Origin of the sequence: Parahaliea mediterranea, assembly GCF_003402235.1 — a bacterium.
GTDB classification, from domain to species: domain Bacteria; phylum Pseudomonadota; class Gammaproteobacteria; order Pseudomonadales; family Halieaceae; genus Parahaliea; species Parahaliea mediterranea.
On record NZ_QEWO01000001.1, the window covers coordinates 114,303 to 138,190 of the forward strand.

Below are 23,888 nucleotides of genomic sequence, written 5' to 3' on the forward strand. Positions count from 1 at the left end.
TGTTATGTTTTCGCATCCCTTTGTTCGAGGTGGCTGGCCCCGTTTTCTCGCTACGGGAGATATCTATCCGGACATTACAGACGGTAAGTAATTTGAAAGATTGGCTCTCGAAATGTGCAATATTGATCGAACGGTGCTTTTTTTTGCCCTATCGGCGACTACTTAGATAGTCGCCGGGGTCGGGAGGTAATCAATACCTTGAACGGTAGCTGAGAGTGATCCCGTAAGTGCGTGGATCGCCGAAGGTAGTCAGGTTGCTCGCGCCAAAAGCTTGCCAAGATGCCGTACTGACAATCGCGTATTCCTTATCAAGCAGGTTCCTGCCCCACAGCTGGATGTCGAGGTATCCTAGCGAAGCCCCTAGCTCGATATCCTTCCACGCGATTGAGGCGCCAAGGAGTGAGTAGCTTGGTAACGTGGTATTGTCGTTCTCGTTGACGGAGCTGAAAGTTTCGTCTTGATAGCTGTACTCAATGGAGCTTGTCAGTTCCCCAACGGGTAATGCAAGGTAGTGGTCTAGCGATAGCGTCCCACTATGTTCCGGGGCATAGGGAAACTCATCGACAAGGTGCGTAATCCCAGCTGCTGAAGTGACGGAATCCTCGCCGAGCTCTGTCTTCAGAAAACTGTACGCCAATGAAAAACTGAAACCGGCAGGCAGCAATAAGGTGGAATCGATCTCTATGCCCTGGAAGGTGTTTCCATCCACTGGCAGGAAATCACGTGCGCTGGGCGCAGCACCGGTTTGTACACTTGTCTGACTCCCGTCCATTTCAGTATAAAACGCGGCAGCGTTCAGCCGGACACTTCGCTCCAGAAGTTCTCCTTTGTAACCCATCTCATAGCTAACAACCTCCTCTTCATCAAAGCCCTTTTGATATAAGACGACGTTGGGGGAGCTCATGGACGTGCCGCCGGATTTGAATCCAGTCATTACTTTGGCATATAGATTTGCATTATCACCGAGGTCCCAGGATGCCGTTAGAGCGGGATTAAACTTGGAAAAATCCTTGTCATACTCCGCGTCGATCATCGGCGGCGTAATATTGATATTGGTTCTATTCGCTTGTCGGTTTTCTGCCGAGTACCGAGCGCCCAGCGTCAGGTGAAGGCGAGATTCGAGGAATTCAGGCGTGTATGTTACCTGTCCGAACAGTGCCTCCGATGAGTTTTCCGTGTCAGAGAAATTTGGGCCGAGTGGGAAACCAATAGAAACTTGATTGACGGCCCATGATGCCTCTGAACGGAACAGGTAAGCCCCTGCCACATATTCAAAGCGATTTATGCCGCCCACTAATTGGAACTCTTGCGAGAATTGTTTGTAGTCTGTATGGAATACGGCATCGTATGGCGCGTTATTGTAAAAGGTACCATTACCGATAGCCGTAGACAGAGGATCGGAATAGGCTTCGTTCTCAAATTTTCGGTAGGCGGTAATTGACCGCAAAGATACCGCCTCTGAGAGGTCCCAATTGATGTGGAGGCTGTGAGACTGCAGTTCGAGGTCGTTGGCACTGATTGATCGAACTGCAGTGACATCGTCTAAGCGGTCAGGGCTCCATTGCTGAATGTCGGTGGAGAAAGCGAGCGCACCACTTGGGTCGAGCTCAACTACCTGCTCCAGGCGCTGACTGTCGTCCATATTCGTACGCTCGAAGCGATAGTCGGCACTGAGCCAATCGCTAGGAGCCATATGGAGATCGAACACAACCGCATTGCGGTTTTCGCGACCGAAGTCCAAACCGAGGCCATCATTGGAAACATAGCCGTCTCGATCTGATTTCAGATAGTTGAGCTTTGCAGCGACGTTACTCGAAATCGGGATATTCAGTGAGGTTGAGGATTTGAAGGCGCCGAGGTTACCAGCGCTGAAATCCTGCTCGAAGACGAAAGCTTCAGTTGAAGCCCTGCGGGTGATCACGTTCACAGCTCCGCCGGTAGCATTTCGACCATACAACGTTCCCTGAGGCCCCCGGAGTACCTCTATGCGCTCGACATCGACGCCCTCAAATCCCGTCCCAAAAGCACTACCGATGTAGACCCCATCCATGTATAGGGCAACCGATGGGTCTTGGGTAATTTGGACTGAATTGCCACCAATTCCGCGGATGAAGAGGCGTACTGCGGCGGGGTCATTATTGAGGTTATTGACGACAAACCCGGGTATGGAAGCGCCGATATCGGTCAGTTCGTCGATTCTCAGCGTCGCAAGCTTGTCCTGATTGAAACTGACGATGGAGATTGGTACCTCTTGCAGCGACTCGGCGCGCTTTTGTGCTGTGACTACAACCTCTTCCAATTGATTCGCGCTTAATGTTTTCAGAGGATGGCTAAGTGCTATGGCCCCAAGTGTTGCGATCGTCAACAGGCGGCAACGAAATTGAATTGAGTGCATGCTGTTTTCCTTAGTATCGAAACTATCCATATCAGCCTTATAGGGTTTGAAACCGGCGGTACAAGCCTTGCAGTCGACCATCTCTCTGACGTTTACGCTCATCCGGGGTAATTTTCTTGACTTGGCTGGGTAAGTGACGGAATAGCGCTTCGTGATCTACCAGCTCAGTGGTATAGCGTGGGTTTTTATCTGCGAACATCCAACGTCGGCCCATCATGCCTTCAGTGTGGCCGCAGGTTTCGAGCCAGTTGGGTAGGCCAGGGTCGCTGTGGGCAATAACGGCAATGAGCTCACCGTCATCTTCAAGTACCGCATGATGAGCGTTAGTGCCGGACAGGAAGAACCGGTAGTCCATGGTTTCCCACCACGGATTGTTGAATTCGAGATTCCAGTAACGACATTCCGGTGGTCGGACTCGCAGGATCAGTGCTTTACCGTGGGGTACTTGCCAGAAGCAGTTTTCAGGATCACCACCGGGTGTGGCGTTGACTCCGTCTCCCGTCAGTTCGCGCCAACTGCGAAATTCATTGGGGTACTTTCGGAACATATCCATCGCGTCTTGCCAAAAGTCGACGGTCAGGTCTGTCCAGCGGGCGCTGTGTTCGAGGGCCTGCATTATCTGCTCAGCACTGCGATAGGGTGCTGGCTCAGACGCCCCAATACGCTCAACTGTGACGCGCATGGGCACTTCATTTTCCCAGTCAGCGAAGAATTGCCGGATAGTGATGCGAAAATCCCGATCAGTGATTTTTAGCCAATTGCCTTGGCGAGGCCGAGCACTGATCGTGAGTTCGAAGTCGCCGTTGTCGCTCACTTGGAGCTCGTGGTTGTAAAGTGCGGCCCCCATACCACCACCCCAAGGTGTATTGTCGGCGTGTTCGACAGTTGTGAATGAGGAGTAGCTCGCGGTTCCAAGGTTGCCGTAAAGCCGGTATTCGTAGCGAGCATCAACTGCGAACCCGGAGTAGAATGCGTCGGCGTTGTCGCCACCCTGTTTCACGTGGGTGTTCATGTAATTGAACACGGTGGGATTCAATGGGTCGGCGTTGTACATATTCATCGCCAAGCCAAGATTCAGGTTGCTGAGAACGTGAAGTGCACCGCTGGCCTGTCCGAGCTCGGTCTTGTCGCTCGTCCGGCGCAGCGCACGTTGCACGGCCTCGCCGATGGAGTCAGTGACCGCTTTTGCCCTTGAAGCAACATCCTTGGAGGCGAGTGTCGTCTTGGCAGCGGCATTGGTTCCCAGCGGTAGACTGGACAAAGCCATGAATGCCCCGACGGAGGTGGCAGCTTCGAAGAGTTGGCGGCGGTTAAGGGTGCGGTTTGGGTGCCGAGATTGCGTCATTGTTTCTGCATCCTGTTATTAGGGTCAGCGAACGAGCAATCAGAATAATTGTATATTACAAATAATGTAATATACACTTTTATAACTATCTGTACCGAAATGTCCTGCAGCCGGGATAAGTGCGGTTGATTTCCCAGAGAAGCGATAATTCAGCGGGTTTACATATGGACTTAAGCCAATCAATTACCTACCAGATCACCCGCGCGGGCAATATTCTGCGCAAGCTCGCCATGCAGCGCGTCCGCAAGGTGCAGATTAATCTGTCGCCGGAGGAAGCTGTCTTGATGAACCAGTTGTGGGATCACGGCATGCTGGCCCAGAGTCAGCTAGCGGAGTGGTCTGTTAAAGACCCTTCAACAGTTAGCCGGCAGATTGAACAGTTGGTGAGTAAAGGCTATATCCAGCGGGATCGCGATGGGTCTGATCGACGGGAAGTCCGCATTGCGCTCACGCCACTTGGCATTGACCTCCAATCACGTTTTAGTGATACACGGGTAGACAAGATGGATGATGACTTGGCGAATTTGTCTCCAAGCGAAGTACAGATTGTTCTGAAAGCGCTGGCTATCATACAGGAACGAGCGATTGATGAGTTATGTTTAGGGAAGCGCCAGTAGTTTTGAAATGGCGCGGGCCATGGGCGTAATCAAGCATGATTATTAGTTTTGAGTTGAAGTAGTTTTAGCGGTGTCGGTTGGGGAAGTACCAGAGGCACTGCAGGTCCGGCGTGCTTCGTGCTCTATCTGCATGGAAAAATGCAATTGTATGTCGATGGAGCAAACATGAATCAGCCCAGCCAAATCAACCCGATTCAGCGGACCTTATCACTCAAAACACCCCGCCAGTGTCTGGATACCAGGGGTGATCTTGTGCGCGGCAATGGCGGAGAAGCCCATGCGGAAGTAGTTCGCCGGAGGCTGTTCGCCGGCGAAGTGAATGCCGCCGGGTTCGATCAGCACGCTCTGTTTGGCGGCGCGCCAGGCTAGCGCTTCGCTGTCTATCCCATTAGGCGCGCGCAGCCACAGGGAGGTGGCGCCGGAGCTGACGGAACCGCCAAGCATGCCCGGTAGGTAGTGCTCTACACCTTGCACCATGCGCTCCAGTTTGGAGCGGTACAGCTCGCGAATTTTGCGCAGGTAGGCGTCGTAGTAGCCCTGTGACAGGAACAGGGCCAGCTGGCGCTGGTTGTTGGCGGGCGGGTGGCGATACATGAGCCGGCGCAGGGAGCGGGCTTCGTTGATCAGCTCTTCATCGGCCACCATAAAGCCGATGCGCAACCCCGGCGAAATGGATTTGGACATGCTGCCGATGTACACCACGCGGCTGTTGCGGTCCATCGCCTTCAGCGCCGGGGTGGGGTTGTCCTGCATGTTTATTTCGGCGTCGTAGTCATCCTCGATCAGCACGGTGTCGTGCTGCTCGGCCATCTGCAGCAGGGCTTTGCGGCGCGCGGCCGAAAGCACGGCGCCGGTGGGCACCTGATGGCTCGGGGTGAGGTAGAGGTAGTCGCAGTCCTCCAGCCGCTGATCCACTACAAGGCCGGCATCGTCCACTTCCTGCAGGTGCAGGTCGGCGCCGAAGGTGGCGAAGATATTGCGCGCGTCGCGAAAGCCCGGGTCTTCCAGGCCCACTTTTACCCCGGGGCGGCAGAGCAGGTTGGCCAGCAGGTACAGGGAGTTCTGGGTGCCGATGGTCACCAGAATTTCGCTGGCCTCGGCGTAGATGCCCCGCCGCGGCAGCAGCCGTGTGCGCAGCTGTTCGATCAGCATGGGGTCGTCGGTGTCTACCCGGTCGTCTATCCAGTGCCGGCTCCAGCGCTCGTGCAGGGTTTTGCGGGCGCAGTCGCGCCACTGTTCGATGGGGAAGAATTCGTGCTGCACCTGGCCGTAAATAAAGGGGTATTCAAAGCTCGCCCAGTTGTTGGGTTTGACGATGTTGCGCTCGTTGCCGGGGCGAATGCAGAAGCGCCGCTGCCATTGTACGGGTGTGGCGTCGCTGGCGGCATCGTCGCCCAGCAGCATCTCCGGGTTGGCGAAGGCCGGCGCCACGTAGTAGCCGCAGCGGGGTTTGCTGATCAGGTAGCCGGCATCCACCAGTTGTTCGTAAATCAGCACGATGGTATTGCGCGACACCTTCAGCATGCCGGCCATACGGCGGGAGGAGGGCAGGGGTTCGGTGGCGGGCAGCTTGCCGTTCAGGATCAGGGCCACCAGGTGCTCCTTCACCTGATCTTGCAGGGTGCGCTCCTGGTCGAACTCGATATGTATGTAGGATTCCTGCATGGCAATTCTCTTGGGTTATCTGCCGCTGTTCCAATGATGCCAAGAAGAGCAAATTCTGTACCAGATGGCAAAGCCCGATGGCCACGGCACAGGCGGAGCCTTTGTGGGCGTGTGTTTGTAGGGCCTGTGGACGGTGGGTGGCAGATAGCAGGCTGCTACAACGCCGCCGGACAGAAGCGGCAGGGCAAAAACAGGGCAGCCGCCCATCCCCCGCGCCCAGTGCTGGTGCAGTGGGCGCGGGCGTTCGGGAAATCGCCAAGCCACCAACGTGGCGGAATCACTCAGCGGCGGCCGTTCACTCCAGCTTTGCCAATCAGCTTGTTACACTGCCCGCTTTTCGCTATCGGAGAACGGCATGAGAGCCTTCCTTCTCGCCCTGTTGGGTGTTGCCCTGGTGGCCTGCGGCAATGACGACAAGGCCCCGGCCGGCCTGCCCGGCATTGACACCCACACCCGGGGCATGCAGCACCTCGACGGCTTTGTGGACCTGTACTGGGATGAAGACGACGGCAAGCTACTGTTGGAAGTGGCGGAGTTGGAAGCGCCCTTTATCTACGTGAGCAGCCTGGCCCGGGGCGTTGGCTCCAACGACCTGGGGCTTGACCGTGGGCAACTGGGGGAGACGTACCTGGCGCGCTTTGTGCGCTCTGGCAACAAGGTGTTGCTGCTGGCGGACAACCCCACCTATGTGGCCACCAGCGACAACCCCGACGAGCAGCAGGCCATGACCGAGGCCTTCGCCCGCTCGGCTCTGGGGGGCTTTGCGATTGTTGCCCAGAGCCAGGGGCGCGTGCTGGTGGATGCCACTGAGTGGTTCCTGCGCGATGCCCACAATGTGGCCGGGCGGCTGAAGGAGGCGGAGCAGGGCAGCTACAAGGCCGACCCCCAGCGCTCTGCCATCTTCCTGCCGCGCACCCGGGCCTTCCCCGACAATACCGAAGTGGAGGCCATGGTGACCCTGGCCGGAGACGCCAGCGGCCGCCTTATCGGCACGGTGACCCCGGATGCCCGGGCGGTGACGGTGCACCAGCACCACTCGTTCGTGCGCCTGCCGGAGCCCGGCTACGAGCCGCTGCCCTACGACCCCCGCGCGGGCTTTATCGACCCCAGCTACACCAGCCTGCGCTATGACTACGGCACTGCCATCGGCGAACCCCTGGGCCAGACCTACGCCTGGCGCCACCGGCTGCAAAAGCGCGACCCAACAGCCGCGATGAGCGAGCCGGTGGAGCCGATTGTGTACTACCTGGATCGCGGTGCGCCGGAGCCGGTGCGCAGCGCACTGATTGAAGGCGCCCTGTGGTGGAACGCGGCGTTTGAAGCCGCCGGTTACCAGAATGCCTTTCAGGTGAAGATGCTGCCCGAAGACGCCGACCCGATGGATGTGCGCTACAACGTGATCCAGTGGGTGCATCGCTCCACCCGGGGCTGGTCCTACGGCGCCAGTGTGCGCGACCCCCGTACCCAGGAGATCATCAAGGGTCATGTGACCCTCGGCTCCCTGCGGGTGCGCCAGGACTACCTGCTGGCGGAAGGGCTCACCGCCCCCTACGCCGAGGATGGCAAGGTGCCCCAGGCGCTGCAGGACTTTGCCCTGGCGCGTATTCGCCAGCTGTCTGCCCACGAAGTGGGGCACACCCTGGGGCTGGAGCACAACTTTGCCGGCAGCACCGACGGCCGGGCATCGGTGATGGACTACCCCCACCCCTATGTCACCCTCAATGAGCGCGGTGAAGTGGACCTGTCGCAGGCTTATACCGTTGGCATGGGCGAATGGGACAAGCGCGCCATTCTCTACGGTTACCAGGACTTCCCCGAGGGCACTGATGTGGCCGCCACGCGCGAGCAGATCATCCGCGACACCTACGCCAAGGGCCTGCACTTTGTGGCCGATGTGCACTCCCGTGGCGACGCCTTTGCAGTGAGCGCGGGCCCCGCCCACCCGCGTGGCAGCCTGTGGGACAACGGCAGCGACCCGGTGGCGGAACTTAAGCGGCTGATGGGCCTGCGCGAGAAGGTGCTGGCGCAGTTCTCCGAGCGCACCATTCGCATCGGCCGGCCCATGGCGAGCATTGAGGACGCCCTGGTGCCCATGTACCTGATGCACCGCTACCAGGTGCAGGCGGCGGCGACACTCATCGGTGGCCAGGAGTTCGCCTACGCCCTGCGCGGTGACGGCCAGGTGCCCACGGCGATGATTACCCCGGCCCGCCAGCGGGAGGCCATTGCGGCCCTGCTGGAAACCCTGCGCCCCGAGGCCCTGGCCCTGCGCCCGGAGCTGCTGGCGCTGATTCCACCGCGCCCGCCCGGCTCCGGTGACGACCGGGAGCTGTTCCCGCGCCAGACCGGCTACGTGCTGGACCCGATGGCCGCCGCCGAAGTGGCAGCGGGCATGAGTGTGGATTTGCTGCTGAACCCCACCCGCGCCGCGCGCATGAACAACAACCGTGCCCGCTCGGCGGCCCAGCCGGCCTTTGCCGACCTGCTGGATGCCCTGCTGGCGGCCACCTTTTACGCCGAGCCCGGCAAGGGCAACGCCGGGGCCATGCAACGGGTGGTGAATACGGTAACGCTGGAGCGCCTGATGGCGCTGGCAGGCAATGCCGGCGCCCAGAACCAGGCCCGGGCCGAGGCCCTGGATGCCCTGCTGGCACTGCAGCCACGGCTGGAGGAACAGGCGCCGGTCGCCAGCCCCGCGTGGCGGGCCCACTATCGCTTTCTGGCCGCCCAGATCGGCCGCTTTATCGATGATGCCGACGCCCTGGGTGGCCTGCAGCGGCTGAAGGCGCCCCCCGGTTCACCGATCTGAGCGCCTGGGCCGGGGCGCTGTGTCAGTTGGCGGCTGCCTCGGCCCGAGCCCGGTCCACTTCCTCAGCCACCAGGGCGATGATCTTGTTCAGCACCAGCGCCACGGGGGCTTCGGCGTCGGTGCGGCTGTAATCGTCGATGGCAACGTAGCCGCCAATCTCGCGCGCGGTATCAATCCAGGCGACGGCGCCAAAGGCGCCGGGGTCGTAAAACACGGTGGGGCGCTCACCGTCGTTGTCGGGTGCCGCAATCCACCAACCCATGCCGTAGGGCGTGCCGAACTGGCCGGCCCGGTCTTCGCGCATAAAGGCCAGGGCGTGTTCCGATAGCACCCGCTGCTCGCCGCACAGGCCGCCCCGCAGGGTCATCAGCAGCAGCTTGGCGTAGTCCTGCAGGCTGCTGATGGCGCCGCCTTCAATGTTGGGGTTGTCCAGGCCGCGCAGGCTGTCTGGGCTGCCGGTCCAGCCGCCAAGGTCGCTCCACATGTTGCCGTACTGGAAAACCTCCAGTTCGCAGGGCTCGGCGATGTACCGGTCAAAGGCCTGGCGCCAGCTGCTGTTGCTCACCTGTTCCGCCACCGCGCCGGCCAGTTGCCACTGGGAACCGCCGTAACTGTAGGCCGTGCCCGGCGCCTCAGTGCCGGGCAGCAGGGTGGCGTAGATGGTCTGGGCGCAGGCCTCCAGGGTGCCGCTGGGGGCGTACTGGCACAGGTGGGCGCCGTAGCTGGACAGCGCCTCCAGGCCCGGAATGCCGGATGTATTGCTGAGCAACTGCACGCTGGTGGCGCCGCCGTACACGCCCTCCCAGGGCAGGTAGTTGTCGATGCTGGCCTCAATGTCGAAGTTGAGGCTGTCATCCTCGTGCAGGGCCATCAGCAGGGCGGCTGCCGGCATCTTGCTGGTGGAGGCGAGCATCACCACCGTGTCCAGGCTGTGATCCCCAAAGGCGGATTCGTGCACCATGCCCTGTTCGCGATCCACAACGGTGTAGGAGATGCCATCAAACACCGCGCTCTCATCCAGAAAACGCTGGAAGCGCTCATCCACTGCGTTGAAGCTGTAAACGGGCGGCTCGGGCTGCGGCGGCGGCGCCGGGGGCGTGTGGGAATCGCCGCTGTCGCTGCAGGCCCCCAGCAGCAGGGTGAGTGCGCCAGCCAGCGCTACGCCTGCGTGTGCGATGCGGCGGGGCAGGCGGTTCGGGCGAAGTAGATGGAAGGCAGAATCCGTGAGGGTGCTGGGTGGATGCATAGCGCTGCAATCTCTCGTTGTCGGCGGTGCCGGTCATTATTGTTGCAAGAAAGATTACATACCCAAGGTTCTAATTCAAGGTGGTGCACTTTTTTCCGTCGTTAAATCCCCGCCTGCCTGCAGCCAGGCCTCCATACCGCCTGCCAGTAGGGCGAGTGAGGTAAAGCCGGCGTCGTGCAGCAGCGCCAGTGCCTGTTCGCTGCGCGGCCCGCGCTGGCAGGTAATCACCCAGCTGGCCTGCGAATCCAGCGCTTGCAGGCGACGGGGCAGCTCAGCGAGGGGAATGTGCAGCGCGCCGGGCAGGGTGCCAAGGGCCACTTCGCCGGCTTCGCGCACATCCAGCAGCCGTGGCGGGTTGGGTGCGGCCAGCGCGCGCTGCAGTTCGCCGGGGCTGAGGCGTGGCGTGTCACTGTCGGTGCAGGCGCGGGCATGCACGGCGGCGTGCACGGCGGAAAAGCTCTCCCGGGTAATGTCGGCGCGGGCGCCGCAGGCCCGGCACTGGGGGTCGCGCTGCAGGGGGTACTCGCGCCAGTTGGCCTGCAGGGCGTCGTAGCTGAGCAGGCGGCCGCTCAGGGGGCAGCCAATGCCAAGCAGTAGCTTTATCGCCTCCAGCGCCTGCAGGTTGCCAAACAGGCCGGGCAGCATGCCCAGCACGCCGCCCTCGGCGCAGGAAGGCACCAGGGCCGCTGGCGGCGCTTCGGGAAACACGCAGCGGTAGCAGGGCCCGCCATCGGCGTTGAACACGCTGAGCTGACCTTCAAAGCGGAACACGCTGGCATGCACCAGGGGCCGCTGGCACAGCACCGCGGCATCGTTGACCAGGTAGCGGGTGGCGAAGTTGTCGCTGCCATCCACCACCACATCGTAGGCAGCGATCAATGCCAGGGCATTGTCTGCGCTCAGGTGCAGCGGGTGTTCATCGACAGTGACATGGGGGTTGAGGGCACGCAGGCGGCGCGCGCCGGCGCGGGTTTTGAGCTCGCCGACATCGTCGCTGCCAAACAGCACCTGGCGCTGCAGGTTACTGGCATCCACCCGGTCCGCATCCACCAGGGCCAGGGTGCCAACGCCGGCTCCGGCAAGGTACAGCGCCACCGGCGCACCCAGGCCGCCGGCGCCAATGCACAGCACCCGCGCCCGGCGCAGGCGGGCCTGGCCTTCAAGGCCCACCTCCGGCAGCGATACCTGCCGGCTGTAGCGCAGCAACTCGTCGCGGCTCAGGGTGTCCATCGGGGGCGGCGCGCGGCCGATTGGCAGGCAGAAATCGCAGTCATAGCGGCAATACTAGTCTACTTTTACTGCAGTGTTTGCAACCTGGCGCTGGGCCAGCACAGGAGTCGGCAATGCAGGGAGTACGGGTTCTGGTGGGCACCCGCAAGGGCGCCTTTATCATTCACGCAGATGGCAATCGCAGGCAGTGGCGGATCGACGGCCCGCTGTTTGGCGGCTGGGAGATCTACCACCTGGCGGGCTCCCCGGCGGACCCACAGCGGCTGTATGCGTCCCAGGCCAGCGACTGGTTCGGGCAGGTCATCCAGCGCTCGGACGACGGCGGCGCCACCTGGGCCGCGGTGGGCAACGACTTCAGCTACCAGGGTGAGGTGGGGCAGCACCAGTGGTACGACGGCTCCCTGCGGCCCTGGACCTTCAAGCGCATCTGGCATTTGGAGCCGGCGGCGGACGACCCGGACACGGTTTATGCCGGCGCCGAAGACGCCGCCCTGTTCGTCAGCCGCGACGGGGGCCACAGCTGGTGCGAGCTGCCCGGCCTGCGCCAGCACGGCACCGGGCGCGACTGGATGCCCGGGGCAGGGGGCATGTGCCTGCACACCATTTTGCTCAACCCCGCGCGGCCGGGGCGCATTACCGTGGCCATTTCCGCCGCCGGCAGTTTTCGCAGCGACGACCACGGCGAAACCTGGAAGCCCATCAACCGGGGCCTGCATTCCGAACAGCTGCCCGAACCCGGGGCGGAAGTGGGCCACTGCGTGCACCGCCTTGCCGCCCACCCGTCCCAGCCGGATACCCTGTTCATGCAAAAGCACTGGGACGTGATGCGCAGCGACGATGGCGGCGACAGCTGGGTGGAGGTGAGTGGCAACCTGCCGTCGGATTTCGGCTTTCCCATTGCCGTGCACCCCCACGAGCCACAAACCATTTACGTGGTGCCGATCAAGAGTGACTCCGAACACTACCCGCCTGAGGGCAAGCTGCGCGTGTACCGCAGCCGTAGTGGCGGCCGCGACTGGGAACCCCTCAGCCACGGCCTGCCGCAGCAGCACTGCTATGTAAATGTGCTGCGCGATGCCATGGCTGTGGACCAGTGCGACCCCGGTGGCATTTACTTCGGCACCACCGGCGGGCAGGTGTATGCCTCCAACGATGGCGGCGACAGCTGGCAGACCATTGCCGCCCATCTGCCGGCGGTGCTGTCGGTGGAAGTGCAAACCCTAAACTGAGCCCGCCATGATCGACGTGATTCTGCCGGCCCCCTTGCTCCGGCTCAGCGGCGCGCAAAACCCCGTGCGCCTGGCGCTGCAGGGCCCCGCCACCCAACGCGCGCTGCTGGCTGCGCTGGAGCAGCGCTATCCCAGCCTGCTCGGCACCATGCGCGACCGCCACAGCGGCCAGCGCCGGGCCTATGTGCGCTTTTATGCCTGCAATCAGGATATTTCCGACCAGCCGCCGGACGCCCCCCTGCCACCGGCGGTGAGCGCCGGGCACGAGCCCTTCATTGTGCTGGGCGCGCTCTCTGGCGGCTGAGCGCGGCTGGGGTTGAGCCTGTAGCGGGGCGGGCGGTACGCTCTGCGCCGGCTGCCCATAATCATCCAGCGCGAGCCAAAAAATTTTCCGCCCAGCCCTATTGGACTAATGCCTATTAGTGAGTAGTATTTTGCCCATAAGCGCCCGCCAGGGCGCCCACCACCAGCGAGAGGTGCCAACATGAGCGGCTGTCCCCATATCGACCTGATCAACCCCGACACTTTCAAGGGCGGTCATCCGCGCGAGATGTACCGCTACCTGCGCAACGAGGCGCCGGTGTACTGGCACGAGCCGGTGGGTGACCACCCGGGCTACTGGGTGATCAGTCGCCAGGAAGAGCTCGATTATGTGTCCAAGAACCCCAAGCTGTTCTCCTCCCACGAGCGCAGCTGCATGCTGCACGAGCCGGCCACGGACGACGACCTGGCCATGCTGCGCCTGCTGATGATCAACATGGACCCGCCCCAGCACCTGAAATACCGGCGCCTGATTCGCAATGCCTTTACCCCGGCCAAGGTGGAGAGCTACCGCGGCCGCTTTGAGCAGATCGCCCGGGATATCGTGAGCCGCGCCGTGGAGGGCGGGCGCTGTGAATTCGTTGAGGACGTGGCGATGGAGCTGCCCCTGCTGGCCATCTGCGAACTGATGGGGGTGCCCATCGAGCGTCGCCAGCGCCTGTTCGAGCTGACCAACATCATGCTCGGCATGGACGACCCGGATCTCACCACCTCGCCGGAGGACGGCACCAACGCCATGGTGGAAATGTTCATGATGGCCATGGATATCGCCGCCGCCCATAAAGAGAAGCCCCAGGAGGACATCGTCAACACCCTGCTGGAAGGCACGGTGGAGGACGAACCCCTCACCGACGACGAGTTCTGCAACTTCTTCATGCTGCTGATTGTGGCCGGCAACGAGACCACCCGCACCGTCACCAGCCAGGGCATGCGCCTGCTGATGGAACACCCCGAGCAGTACCAGAAGTTGGTGGACGACCCGAGCCTGATTGGCGATGCCATCGAGGAATTCTTGCGCTTTAACCCGGCGGTGATAGCCTTCAAGCGCACTGCAATGGAAGACGTAGAACTGGGCGGGCAAGTGATTCGCAAGGGTGACCGGGTGCAGCTTTACTACGGGGCCGCCAGTGCCGACGAGGCCAACTTCAAAGAGCCCGATACCTTCGACATCACCCGCAACCGGCGCGAAGACGTGCGCAACGAGCACCGCGCCTTTGGCATTGGCCAGCACTTCTGCCTGGGGTCGCACCTGGCGCGGCTGGAGCTGGAAGTGATTTTTACCGAGATCCTCAAGCACGTGCGCAACCCCCGCTTTGACGGTGAAGTCAGCTGGCTGCGCTCCAACTTCATCAACGGCATCAAGAAAATGCCGATAGTGTTTGACGTAGCCTGACCGGCTGGTTACCGGTACATCCATTTAAGCCCGGGGTGGGATTCTCCCGCCCCGGCGCTGTGTCTGCTTGTGGGCCACGCCGGTTTGGCCACAATGGTGGGATTGCTGACACACACTGGAGACCCCCCAATGCCCATGCCCAAAGATATCGGCGTCATCGACCTGATGCTGGCCGTTCCCGGCGACGACAACAGCCACTTCTACGAGTGGATCAAACCGATGCTCATGGACAAACAGAGCCATGAGATGTTCAAAATGCCGGCCCAGTACATGTTCAAGGACATCCCCCAGATCGACGGGCAGGATGACTATGTGGCCTACACCGTGGCGCAGATGGACAAGCACGGCATTGAGCGCGCCATGATTGGCGTTGGCCCCTACGCCGAACAGCACAAAGAGGCCCTGCGCCGTTTTCCCGATCGCTTCTTTGCCTGCTACGAAGCCAACCCCAACAACGGCATGGACGAGGTGCGCACCATCGTCGCGCTGAAGGAAGAGTTCGACATCAAGGCCGTGACTGCCTCGCCGGCCATGATCTGCCCGCCGGTGCCGGTCAACGACAAGAAGTGGTACCCCATCTACGCCAAGCTGGTGGAGCTGGATATCCCGTTTTGCCCCTGCATGGGCATCCCCGGCCCGCGCCTGCCCTTTGGCCCCCAGAAGGTGGAGCTGCTGGACGAGGTGCTGTGGTTCTTCCCGGAGCTGAACGTGGTGACCCGCCACGGTTGCGAGCCCTGGACCGATGTGGCCTGGAAGATGATGCTCAAGTACCCCAACCTGCATTACATGACCAGCGCCTTCGCGCCCAAGCACTACCCCAAGGACATTGTGCATTTCGCCAACACCCGCGGCGCCGACCAGGTGATGTACGCCGGCTACTTCCCCATGGGGCTATCGCTGGATCGCATCTTCAAAGAAATGCCGGACGTGCCCTTCCGCGATGAAGTGTGGCCCAAGTTCCTGCGCGAAAACGCCCTGCGCGTGTTCAAGCTGGACAAGTAAGCAGCGCATACGGACTGCCTATGGATTACGTTGACGTTGAGGATGCCCGCGCCCAGCCGGGCCTGAAGCTGGTACTGACCGCCGGCGTGCCGGGCCCCTGGGGCGAGGCCGCCAAGGGCATCCTGGCCCACAAGGGGCTGGATTACCTGCCGGTGCGCCAGGACGCGGGGCAGGCCAACGACGCCCTGCGCGCCTGGACCGGGCAGGATTCGGCGCCGGTACTGGTTGGCGACAGTCTGCCGCCCGCCAGCCACTGGCTGGATATTCTGCAGCATGCCGAGCGGCTGGCGCCGCAGGCGCCCCTGCTGCCCCGGGAGCCGGGCCTGCGCGCGCAGGCCATTGGCCTGTGCGCCCTGATTGCGGGCGTGAACGGTTTTGGCTGGCAGCGGCGCCTGTTGCTGCTGGCGCCGGGCATGCAGTTGGATGAGCCGCCGGCGGCGGTGGCCCGCATGGCCGCCAAATACGGCTGGAGCGCCGCCGCGGCTGAGGCTGCCCTGGCAGAGTTGCAGGCGATCAGCGCGCACCTGGATGCGGTGCTGGCGCAGGCCGAGGAAGAGAACAGGGCGTACTTTGTCGGCAACGCCCTGGGAGCGGCGGACATCTACTGGGCCACCTTCGCCACCATGATCGACCCGCTGCCGGAAGACGTCTGCCCCATGCCGCCCTTCATGCGCACAACCTATAGTTCTGGCGGGGAGGCCATCGGCGCCCTGATGACACCGCGCCTGCGCGCCCACCGGGATCGCATCTACCAGCGCCATCTCGGCCTGCCACTGGATTTTTAGCCGCTGCCGCTGCGCCACACAGGCCCACGGTATGCACACATAAGGAGAACAGCATGCTAAGCCAACAGGAAATGTCAGACCGCTGGGAAATCCAGGACCTGGTCTTCCACTACGCGCAAATCATCGATGACAAATCCTTCGATGACCTGCGCAACATCTTCACCAGCGACGCCCACGTTGACTACAGCGTGTTCGGCGGTAGCGTCGGCGACCTGGAAACCACCATTGCCTATCTGAAAGAGGCGGTCGCAGAAGGCGTCTTCCCCAACAGTCAGCACCTGAACGCCAACGTGCAGGTGAGTGTGGACGGCGACACCGGCAAGGGGCGGGTGATGTGCTTCAATCCGATGGAGATGGCAATGCCGGATGGCGGCACCCAGGTGTTCATGCTGGGCCTGTGGTATGTGGATGAGTACCGGCGCACCGATGCCGGCTGGCGCATCAGCCGGCGGGTGGAGGAGAAAAGCTGGGTCTTCAACGTGCCGGATTTTATGGGGCTGTAGCGCCCCGCCTGCCTCGGCTGGTATAGGCTTGACGCCCCCCGCCCGGGCTTGCCGGGGCGAGAGGGCGGGGCCAGAGCGTGGGGCGAAGAAAGGGTGGGGCGAAAGGGGGTGGGGCGCTGGCTTGTCTCGTCAGCGCTGCTCGCCCGCCCCGGCGAGCCTCAGTGCTGCGCCAGGTAGGCATCCCGGATGGCTTTTTTCAGCACTTTGCCGGTGGCGTTCTTGGGCAGCTCGTCGCTGTTGATCAGGATGCGCGCGGGCACCTTGAAGGCCGCCAGGTGCTCGCCCAGGTAAGCGCGCAGCTCGTCCTCGGTGGCGCTGTCTTCGCCAAGGTACACGCTGGCCATCAGCTCCTCGCCCCAGCGCTCGTGGGGCACGCCGAACACAGTGGCCTCGTGCACGGCGGGGTGGGTCAGCAGCACGCCTTCTACCTCCACCGGGTAAATGTTCTCGCCGCCGCGAATCACCATGTCCTTGACCCGGTCCACCACGTATAAAAAGCCCAGGTCGTCCACGTAGCCCACATCGCCGGTGGCCACCCAGCCGTCGATGAAGGTGGCGGCGCTGGCCTCGGGCAGGTTCCAGTAGCGCTGCACGTTGGTGGGACTGCGCAGGTACAGCTCGCCGGTTTCGCCAGCGGGCAGGGCCTGGCCGTTTTCATTCACGGTGCGCACTTCCACGATGGGCGACAGGTTGCCGGCGGCGTTGGGGCGCAGGCGGAAGGCGGCGCCGGTGCAACTGGAGCCGGTGGCGTTGGTTTCGGTCATGCCATAGCCGGTGCCGGGGTAGGCATCGGGCAGCTTGCTGTAGATCAGGTCGGTCAGGTGGGGCGGGCAGGCGGTGCCGCCGGCGCCCAGGGCAAACAGGCTGCTGGTGTCAGTGCTGGCAAAATTGGGGTGTTCCAGCAGGGCCATGGTCATGGTGGGCACGCCGGTGAACACCGTAATGCGCTCGGATTCGATAATCTCCAGCGCCCGGGCCGGGTCCCACTTGTACATGATGCTAGTCTTGCGGCCGCCGCGCAGGTTGCCAAGGAACACGGCATAGCAGCCAGAGACGTGGAACAGGGGCACTGCCAGCAGGGTGGCGGAATCAAAGCCCGAACCCAGCATCTTCTCGATGGTGGGCATATTGGCCATGGCCGATTGGGCGGCATGGAATTCAAAGTTATACAGTGCCTGCGACACGGCAAAGTGGGTGGAGGCAGCCCCCTTGGGTTTGCCGGTGGTGCCGGAGGTATACATGATGATGGCGAGGTCGCCGGGGCTGATCTCCACATCCGGCAGCTTGGCCGGTTGCTGCTGGCTGGCGGCCCAGGGCTCTACCCATTCATCGCCGGCGTCGTCATCGCGCACAAGAATGGCCTTGCAGCCCAGTTCGGGCAGGGCATCGCGCACCAGCGCCAGGCGCTGGGTGTCGCACACCACAATGCGCGCGCCGGAGTCCTGCAGGCCGTAGCAGAGCTCCTCTGTTTTGCCCCAGCTGTTCAGGGGCACCACAATGGCGCCAATGGACACGGCGGCCACAAAGGCCATCATCCACTCGGGGTAGTTGCGCATGGCAATGGCCACGCGGTCGCCGCGCTCTATCCCGTGGTGGTTGGCCAGGTGGCTGGCCATGCGGTCGGCGGCGTCAAAAAAGGCGTCGAAGGTCACGCGCTCGCCTTCGTAGGTCACACAGATCTTGTCGCCGTGGGCGCGGCCTGTGTCGATGGCGTCACGCAGGGTGATGGGCGCCTGCTTGTAACAGCGCAGCTCAACGCCGTCGATGGTGCGCCGGTCCAGTTCCCAGGGGGCGCTGGGGCCGGTGAGTTGCTGACGCGCGGTATCCATCGCGCTCACCAGTGCCGTCAGTTCTGTGCTCATGTCTGCTCCTGTGCTGCGGGTGCGGCGCATTGCCCGGGGCCGGGAGCGATCCCGCAGGGGTGGGCGCAGCGCTTGTTATCAAACCCGGCATCATACTAGGGCGGCCGGTTGCCTGCACCGCCCGGCACAGTGATTTGCACCGCCTGTTGACCTATTTGTACCGGGCGGGGCGGTGCGACGCCTGGCATCCATAAAACTGCGCGGTTCTGTCTATTGCACGCTGACGTTGCCGGTGGTTGGGCGCCTGTTGCGGACTGGGTTTGCGCACTGATTTGCACACTGGTCCGCACACCCGGCCGCGCACCGGGCCGCGATTGCCCCGCCCGGGGCAAACAGGTACATTAGCGCGCTTCAACGCTCGTACCCCTGCGCCCGTTGCAGCGGCGAGCCCATCGCAAGGAACCTGTTATGAGTCTGTTTATCGCCAGCGCCCACGCCCAGGCCGGCGCCGCCCCCGCACCGGGTGGTGAAATTTTCCAGATTGTCTTTCTGGTGGGCATTTTCGCCCTGTTCTACTTCATCGCCATTCGCCCCCAGCGCAAGCGCCAGAAGGAGCATGCCCAGATGGTGGCGGCCCTGGCCAAGGGCGACGAGGTGGTCACCAGCTCCGGCATTCTCGGGCGCATCAGCGCGCTGGACGAAAACTACATTGTGCTCACCGTGGCCGACAAGGTGGACATGAAGTTCCAGCGGGTTCACGTGCACGCGGTGCTGCCCAAGGGCACCCTGAAGTCCATCGGCTGAAGGCCCGGCGCGGCTCACTCGGGCCACCGCCAACGCTGATGTCGCCAGCTGCCTCCCTCAGCTATCCGCGCCGGGTCGACCTGGCCCGCACGCCCACCCCCCTGCAATACCTGCCCCGGGCGAGTGCCGCCTGGGGAAAGGGGCTGCGCTTGTGGGTCAAGCGTGACGACCTGACCGGCAATCTGCTGTCTGGCAACAAGGTGCGCAAGCTGGAGTTCATCCTGGCCCACGCCCTGGAGACGGGTTGCGACACGCTGGTTACCTGCGGCGGCCTGCAGAGCAACCACTGCCGGGCCACCGCCTTTGTGGCCGCCCAGGCCGGGCTCAAGGCCCACCTGGTGCTGCGCGGCGAGCGGCCTGCAAGGGCCGAGGGCAATTATTTTCTCGACCTGCTGGCCGGGGCCGAGGTCGATATTCACCTGCCCAAGCGCTACACGCGCGAACTGCCCGCGCTGCTGGAGCAGGTGCGGGCCGACTACGCCGCCCGCGGCCACAAGGCCCTGGTGATTCCCACCGGGGGCAGCGATGGCCTTGGCCTGTGGGGTTATATCGCCGCCGCCGAAGAGCTGGCCGGCGACCTGCAGGCCGCCGGCATCGAGCGCGCCCATTTGGTGTGCGCCAGCGGCTCTGGCGGCACCCAGGCCGGGCTGACCCTCGGGGCGGCGTTGCACCACCTGCCGCTGACGGTGTGGGGTGTCAATGTCTGCGACGACGAGCAGTACTTTGTCGACAAGGTGGCCGCCGATGTGGCCGACTGGCGCCAGCGCTATCCCAGCCAGCCCGAAGCCGAGGTAACGGCGCGGGTGCTGGATGGCTACGTGGGCAGCGGCTACGGCCAGGCCGGGCCGGAAATTTTCACCCTCATCCGCGACCTGGCCCGCATGGAAGGCCTGGTGCTGGACCCTGTCTACACCGGCAAGGCCTTCTACGGACTGCTGCGCGAATTGGAACAGGGCCGCTTTGCCGACTGCCGGGATATTGTGTTTGTTCACACTGGCGGAATTTTCGGCCTGCTGGCCCAGACCGACTCCTGCCTGTAGGCGCTCTCTGCTAGACTGCGCCCAGAATAAAACGACGAGGGCGCCATGACAGAAATCATCCAAGCGATAAATGCCTTTGCCTGGGGGCCAGTGATGCTGTTGCTGCTGCTGGGCACCGGCATTTATCTCAGCATCGGCCTGCGCTTTGCCACGGTGCGGCGCATACCGACGGCACTGGGGCTGTTGCTGCGGGGGCGCAAGGGGCAGGGCGAAGGGGACATCTCGCCCTTTGCGGCGCTGATGACCTCTCTGTCGGCCACCATCGGCACCGGCAACATCGCCGGGGTGGCCACCGCCATCGCCCTCGGCGGGCCCGGGGCCCTGCTGTGGATGTGGATCACCGCCCTGGTGGGCATGGCCACCAAGTACGCCGAGGCCGTTTGCGCCGTGCGCTTTCGCGAAACCGACAGCGACGGCAATTACAGCGGTGGCCCCATGTATTACATTCGCAACGGGCTGCACAAACGCTGGCACTGGCTGGGTTATGCCTTCGCCATTTTCGGCAGCCTGGCGGGCTTTGGCATTGCCAACACGGTCCAGTCCAATTCGGTGTCGGAAATTCTCAGCGACTCCTTTGCCATACCGCCACTGGCCACCGGCCTGGTGCTAATGGTGCTGGTGGGTGCGGTGGTGCTGGGTGGCATTCGCCGTATTTCCACCGTGGCCAGCTGGCTGGTGCCCTTCATGGCCCTCAGCTACATTCTGATGAGCGTCATTGTTTTGGTCACCCATCTGGAATATATCCCCCATGCGGTTTCCGTCATTGTCGACAGCGCTTTTAACGGCAGCGCCGCCGCCGGTGGCTTTGCCGGCGCCACGGTGATGGCCGCACTGCGCTTTGGCGTGGCCCGGGGCATCTTCTCCAACGAGGCCGGCCTTGGCAGCGCGCCTATTGCCCACGCCGCCGCGCGCACCAACGAGCCGGTGGAGCAGGGCATGATCGCCATGCTCGGCACCTTTATTGACACCCTGATCGTGTGCACCATGACTGGCCTGGTGATTGTGATTATGGACGTGCTGCCCAGCGGTGAAAGCGGCGCGGTGCTCACTTCCATGGCCTTTGCTGGCGCCTTCCCGGGCGGTGAGTACATCGTCACCATTGGCCTGTGCCTGTTTGCCTTTACCACCATGATCGGTTGGTCCTTCTACGGCGAGCGCTGCGTGGTTTACCTGGCGGGTACCCGCGGCATTTTGCCATTCCGACTGGCCTGGGTGGTGGCGATTCCGGTGGGAACGGTTATACAGTTGGATCTGGTGTGGCTGATTGCCGACACCCTCAACGCCTTCATGGCCATCCCCAACCTGATTGCCCTGCTGTTGCTGTCGCCACTGGTGTTCAGGCTCAGCCGGGAGTACTTCAACCGGGGGCGAGATTGAGCCTGGCGCGGCGCTAGAGCGTTAACAGAGCGGTAACAAAGCGACAACCGCGCGATAGCAGAACAGCGCGGGAACAAGACGGTAACCGGGGGATCAGACTGTCCAGGGAGGGTAGCCGTGTCCGAGACCGAGCAAAAAGCAACGACAAACACCGCCGCAAGCAGTGCCCCAGCCACAAGCGCGCCGGCAAGCGTGCTGACGGATTCGGTTGAGGCGTGCGTGGATCGCGCGCTGGAGCGTGTAGGCCCCCACCTGGTTGTGGCAGTGCCGCTGGGGCTGGGCAAGCCGGTGCAGCTGGTCAACGCTTTTTATCGACGGGCCGCTGCCAACCCCGATATCAGCCTGCACATTCTCACCGCCCTGTCGCTGGAGCGCCCGCCGGTGCCGCCGGGGCTGGCCGGGCGCCTGGCCGGGCCGGTGATCGAGCGCATCTACGACGATTACGAAGAGCTGGCCTACATGGCGCCCCTGCGCGCTGGTGAATTGCCCGCCAATATCCGCGTGAGTGAGTTTTACTTCCGCGCCGGGGCCATGAAGCAGGTGGCGGATGCCCAGCGCCACTATATCTCCAGCAACTACACCCACGTGGCCCGCGACCTGGTGGGCCACGGAGTCAACGTGATCGCGCAACTGGTGGCGCGCCAGGGTGATGCGATCAGCCTGTCCTGCAACCCGGACCTGACTCGGCACATGGCCGAGCTGCTGGCGCAGGCCGGGCGACCCTGCCTGCGCATTGGCCAGGTGCATGCCGAGCTGCCCTTTATGGGGGGCGATGCCCGGGTGGCGCCGGGCTTCTTCGATCTGCTGGTGAGCGGCCCCGGCTGCGAGCGGCGCCTGTTCAGCGCACCCAATGGCCAGGTGCCGCTGGCGGATTACGCCGCCGCCTTTCATGCCAGCAGCCTGATTGCCGACAAAGGCACCCTGCAAATCGGCATTGGCGCCCTGGGGGATGCGGTGGCCCAGGCCTGCCTGCTGCGCCAGCGTCAGAACGCTACCTACCGCGAGATACTGGCCGGCCTGGAGACGGTGGCAAGTCCGGTGGAACAACACTGCGGCCCCTTTGATGGCGGCTTGTATGTGTCCACCGAAATGTTCGTTAGCGGCATGCTGGCCCTGGTGGAGGCCGGCATCGTCAAGCGCCGGGTTTACGACGACCTGGTGCTGCAGGAAGGCCTGAACGCCGGCGCCATCGGTGAGACTATCGACGAAGCACTGTTGCTGTGGCTGCGCCGGTGCGATGCACTGCCGGCGCGCCTTGGCGAAAGTGAGCTGGCCTGGCTGGCCCACTGGGGCATTGTGGATGACACCGTGGCACTGGCCGATGGCGAGCTGATCTGCGCCGGTGAAGGCCTGGCTAACGACATCGACCAGCCCGCCGTGCGACAGGCCCTGCTGGCTGCCACTAGCGGGCGCCCCCTGCGCCACGGCAAGCTGTTGCACGCGGGCTTTTTTCTCGGGCCCAGGGATTTTTACCGGCGCCTGCGGGAACTGGACCCGGCGGTGGCCGATACCCTGTGCATGACCTGGGTTGAGCGCACCAATCAATTGCTGGAAGACGTGCCCTTGTACAGCGCACAGCGCCGCCACGCCCGCTTCATCAACACCGGGATGATGGCGACCCTGTCCGGCGCGGTGGTGTCCGACGCCCTGGAGGACGGCACGGTTATCAGCGGGGTAGGGGGGCAGTACAACTTTGTCGCCATGGCCCACGACCTGCCCGACGCCCGCTCCATACTCTGTATTCGCAGCACCCGGCGCGACGGCCGCAAGGTGCATTCCAATATCGTGCCCCACTATGGCCACGTCACCATTCCGCGCCATTTGCGGGACATCGTCGTTACCGAGTACGGCATTGCCGATTTGCGCGGCCAGGACGACAGCGAGGTGATGAAACGCCTGATCAATGTGGCCGATTCGCGCTTTCAGGAGGACTTGCTAAAAGCGGCCGTGGCCAGCGGCAAGGTGGAGGCCGACTATCGCATTCCGGCGGCCTGTCGCGACAACACCCCCAGGCGGCTGGCGGCGGCACTGGCGCCGTATCAAAAGCAGGGCTGCCTGTCGGACTATCCCTTTGGCTCAGACCTCACCCGCATCGAGCAGGGGCTGGCGGACTGCCTGAAAACCCTGGATGGCCTGCGCCGGCAGCCGCGCCAGTGGCTGGGCCTGCTGGGGCGGGCGTTGCGCCACCGGCCACCGGCGGCGGCTGGTGACTACCTGGCGCGATTGCAGCTGGTGCCGCCGGCCAATGTGGGCGAGCGACTGCTGGGGCGGGTGCTGTCCAGCCTGCTGGAGGAGCGCGGCTGGTTACAGGATGCGCAGCAATAA

The 23,888-nt window shown here is 63.0% G+C and carries 18 protein-coding genes; 12 read left to right on the top strand and 6 right to left on the bottom strand.

All coding sequences use genetic code 11. The features are described from left to right. Positions 1–190: 190 nt before the first annotated feature. Both DDZ17_RS00425 and DDZ17_RS00430 read right to left on the bottom strand, forming a co-directional pair. Positions 191–2,497 (bottom strand): TonB-dependent receptor, encoded by a 2,307-nt coding sequence (locus DDZ17_RS00425; RefSeq protein ID WP_116363993.1) that lies wholly within the window; start codon positions 2,495–2,497, stop codon positions 191–193. Then, on the bottom strand, positions 2,433–3,662 hold the full coding sequence (locus DDZ17_RS00430) for a DUF1214 domain-containing protein (RefSeq protein ID WP_157976374.1): 1,230 nt from the start codon (positions 3,660–3,662) through the stop codon (positions 2,433–2,435). Before DDZ17_RS00430 ends, DDZ17_RS00425 begins: the two co-directional genes overlap by 65 nt. 242 nt (positions 3,663–3,904) lie before the next feature. Here DDZ17_RS00430 and DDZ17_RS00435 point away from each other — a divergent pair, with 242 nt between their 5' ends. After that, positions 3,905–4,357: a MarR family winged helix-turn-helix transcriptional regulator gene (locus DDZ17_RS00435; protein ID WP_116363995.1), complete on the top strand. Its 453-nt coding sequence runs from the start codon at positions 3,905–3,907 to the stop codon at positions 4,355–4,357. Between the two features lie 207 nt (positions 4,358–4,564). On the opposite strand, the gene pdxR is transcribed toward DDZ17_RS00435, so the two are convergent. Next, entirely contained in the window at positions 4,565–6,022 is a 1,458-nt protein-coding gene (pdxR, locus tag DDZ17_RS00440; protein ID WP_116363996.1) for a MocR-like pyridoxine biosynthesis transcription factor PdxR, read from the bottom strand. Positions 6,023–6,377: 355 nt separating this feature from the next. Here pdxR and DDZ17_RS00445 point away from each other — a divergent pair, with 355 nt between their 5' ends. Beyond that, positions 6,378–8,831 carry a zinc-dependent metalloprotease gene (locus DDZ17_RS00445; RefSeq protein WP_206613397.1) on the top strand — a complete coding sequence of 818 codons (2,454 nt, stop codon included), beginning with the start codon at positions 6,378–6,380 and terminating at the stop codon, positions 8,829–8,831. A 22-nt stretch (positions 8,832–8,853) separates the two neighbouring features. Here the strand turns inward: DDZ17_RS00445 and DDZ17_RS00450 are convergent, their stop codons facing one another. Both DDZ17_RS00450 and moeB read right to left on the bottom strand, forming a co-directional pair. Beyond that, the gene (locus tag DDZ17_RS00450; protein WP_116363997.1) at positions 8,854–10,077 is read right to left on the bottom strand and encodes a serine hydrolase domain-containing protein; all 1,224 of its coding nucleotides are present in this window, start codon (positions 10,075–10,077) and stop codon (positions 8,854–8,856) included. Positions 10,078–10,152: 75 nt separating this feature from the next. Beyond that, positions 10,153–11,307 (bottom strand): molybdopterin-synthase adenylyltransferase MoeB, encoded by a 1,155-nt coding sequence (gene moeB, locus DDZ17_RS00455; RefSeq protein ID WP_116363998.1) that lies wholly within the window; start codon positions 11,305–11,307, stop codon positions 10,153–10,155. Between the two features lie 113 nt (positions 11,308–11,420). Between moeB and DDZ17_RS00460 the strand changes: the two genes are divergently transcribed. The 6 genes from DDZ17_RS00460 (at position 11,421) to DDZ17_RS00485 (ending at position 16,540) form a co-directional block, all read left to right on the top strand. Continuing rightward, positions 11,421–12,536 carry a WD40/YVTN/BNR-like repeat-containing protein gene (locus tag DDZ17_RS00460; protein WP_116363999.1) on the top strand — a complete coding sequence of 372 codons (1,116 nt, stop codon included), beginning with the start codon at positions 11,421–11,423 and terminating at the stop codon, positions 12,534–12,536. 7 nt (positions 12,537–12,543) lie between these two features. Further along, entirely contained in the window at positions 12,544–12,840 is a 297-nt protein-coding gene (locus DDZ17_RS00465; RefSeq protein WP_116364000.1) for a ubiquitin family protein, read from the top strand. A 180-nt stretch (positions 12,841–13,020) separates the two neighbouring features. Next, positions 13,021–14,250 carry a cytochrome P450 gene (locus tag DDZ17_RS00470; RefSeq protein ID WP_116364001.1) on the top strand — a complete coding sequence of 410 codons (1,230 nt, stop codon included), beginning with the start codon at positions 13,021–13,023 and terminating at the stop codon, positions 14,248–14,250. A 129-nt stretch (positions 14,251–14,379) separates the two neighbouring features. Next, positions 14,380–15,252 carry an amidohydrolase family protein gene (locus tag DDZ17_RS00475; protein ID WP_116364002.1) on the top strand — a complete coding sequence of 291 codons (873 nt, stop codon included), beginning with the start codon at positions 14,380–14,382 and terminating at the stop codon, positions 15,250–15,252. A 20-nt stretch (positions 15,253–15,272) separates the two neighbouring features. Continuing rightward, the gene (locus DDZ17_RS00480) at positions 15,273–16,037 is read left to right on the top strand and encodes a glutathione S-transferase family protein (protein ID WP_116364003.1); all 765 of its coding nucleotides are present in this window, start codon (positions 15,273–15,275) and stop codon (positions 16,035–16,037) included. 53 nt (positions 16,038–16,090) lie between these two features. Then, positions 16,091–16,540 carry a nuclear transport factor 2 family protein gene (locus tag DDZ17_RS00485; protein WP_116364004.1) on the top strand — a complete coding sequence of 150 codons (450 nt, stop codon included), beginning with the start codon at positions 16,091–16,093 and terminating at the stop codon, positions 16,538–16,540. 158 nt (positions 16,541–16,698) lie between these two features. On the opposite strand, the gene DDZ17_RS00490 is transcribed toward DDZ17_RS00485, so the two are convergent. Then, positions 16,699–18,402 (bottom strand): class I adenylate-forming enzyme family protein, encoded by a 1,704-nt coding sequence (locus DDZ17_RS00490; RefSeq protein ID WP_170150123.1) that lies wholly within the window; start codon positions 18,400–18,402, stop codon positions 16,699–16,701. Between the two features lie 408 nt (positions 18,403–18,810). Here DDZ17_RS00490 and yajC point away from each other — a divergent pair, with 408 nt between their 5' ends. The 4 genes from yajC (at position 18,811) to DDZ17_RS00510 (ending at position 23,888) form a co-directional block, all read left to right on the top strand. Next, complete coding sequence (yajC, locus tag DDZ17_RS00495) at positions 18,811–19,146, top strand: preprotein translocase subunit YajC (protein ID WP_116364006.1); 336 nt, start codon at positions 18,811–18,813, stop codon at positions 19,144–19,146. 38 nt (positions 19,147–19,184) lie between these two features. Then, positions 19,185–20,186 (top strand): 1-aminocyclopropane-1-carboxylate deaminase/D-cysteine desulfhydrase, encoded by a 1,002-nt coding sequence (locus DDZ17_RS00500; protein ID WP_116364007.1) that lies wholly within the window; start codon positions 19,185–19,187, stop codon positions 20,184–20,186. A 45-nt stretch (positions 20,187–20,231) separates the two neighbouring features. Next, positions 20,232–21,563 (top strand): alanine/glycine:cation symporter family protein, encoded by a 1,332-nt coding sequence (locus DDZ17_RS00505; protein ID WP_116364008.1) that lies wholly within the window; start codon positions 20,232–20,234, stop codon positions 21,561–21,563. A 219-nt stretch (positions 21,564–21,782) separates the two neighbouring features. After that, positions 21,783–23,888 carry an acetyl-CoA hydrolase/transferase C-terminal domain-containing protein gene (locus DDZ17_RS00510; RefSeq protein ID WP_157976375.1) on the top strand — a complete coding sequence of 702 codons (2,106 nt, stop codon included), beginning with the start codon at positions 21,783–21,785 and terminating at the stop codon, positions 23,886–23,888.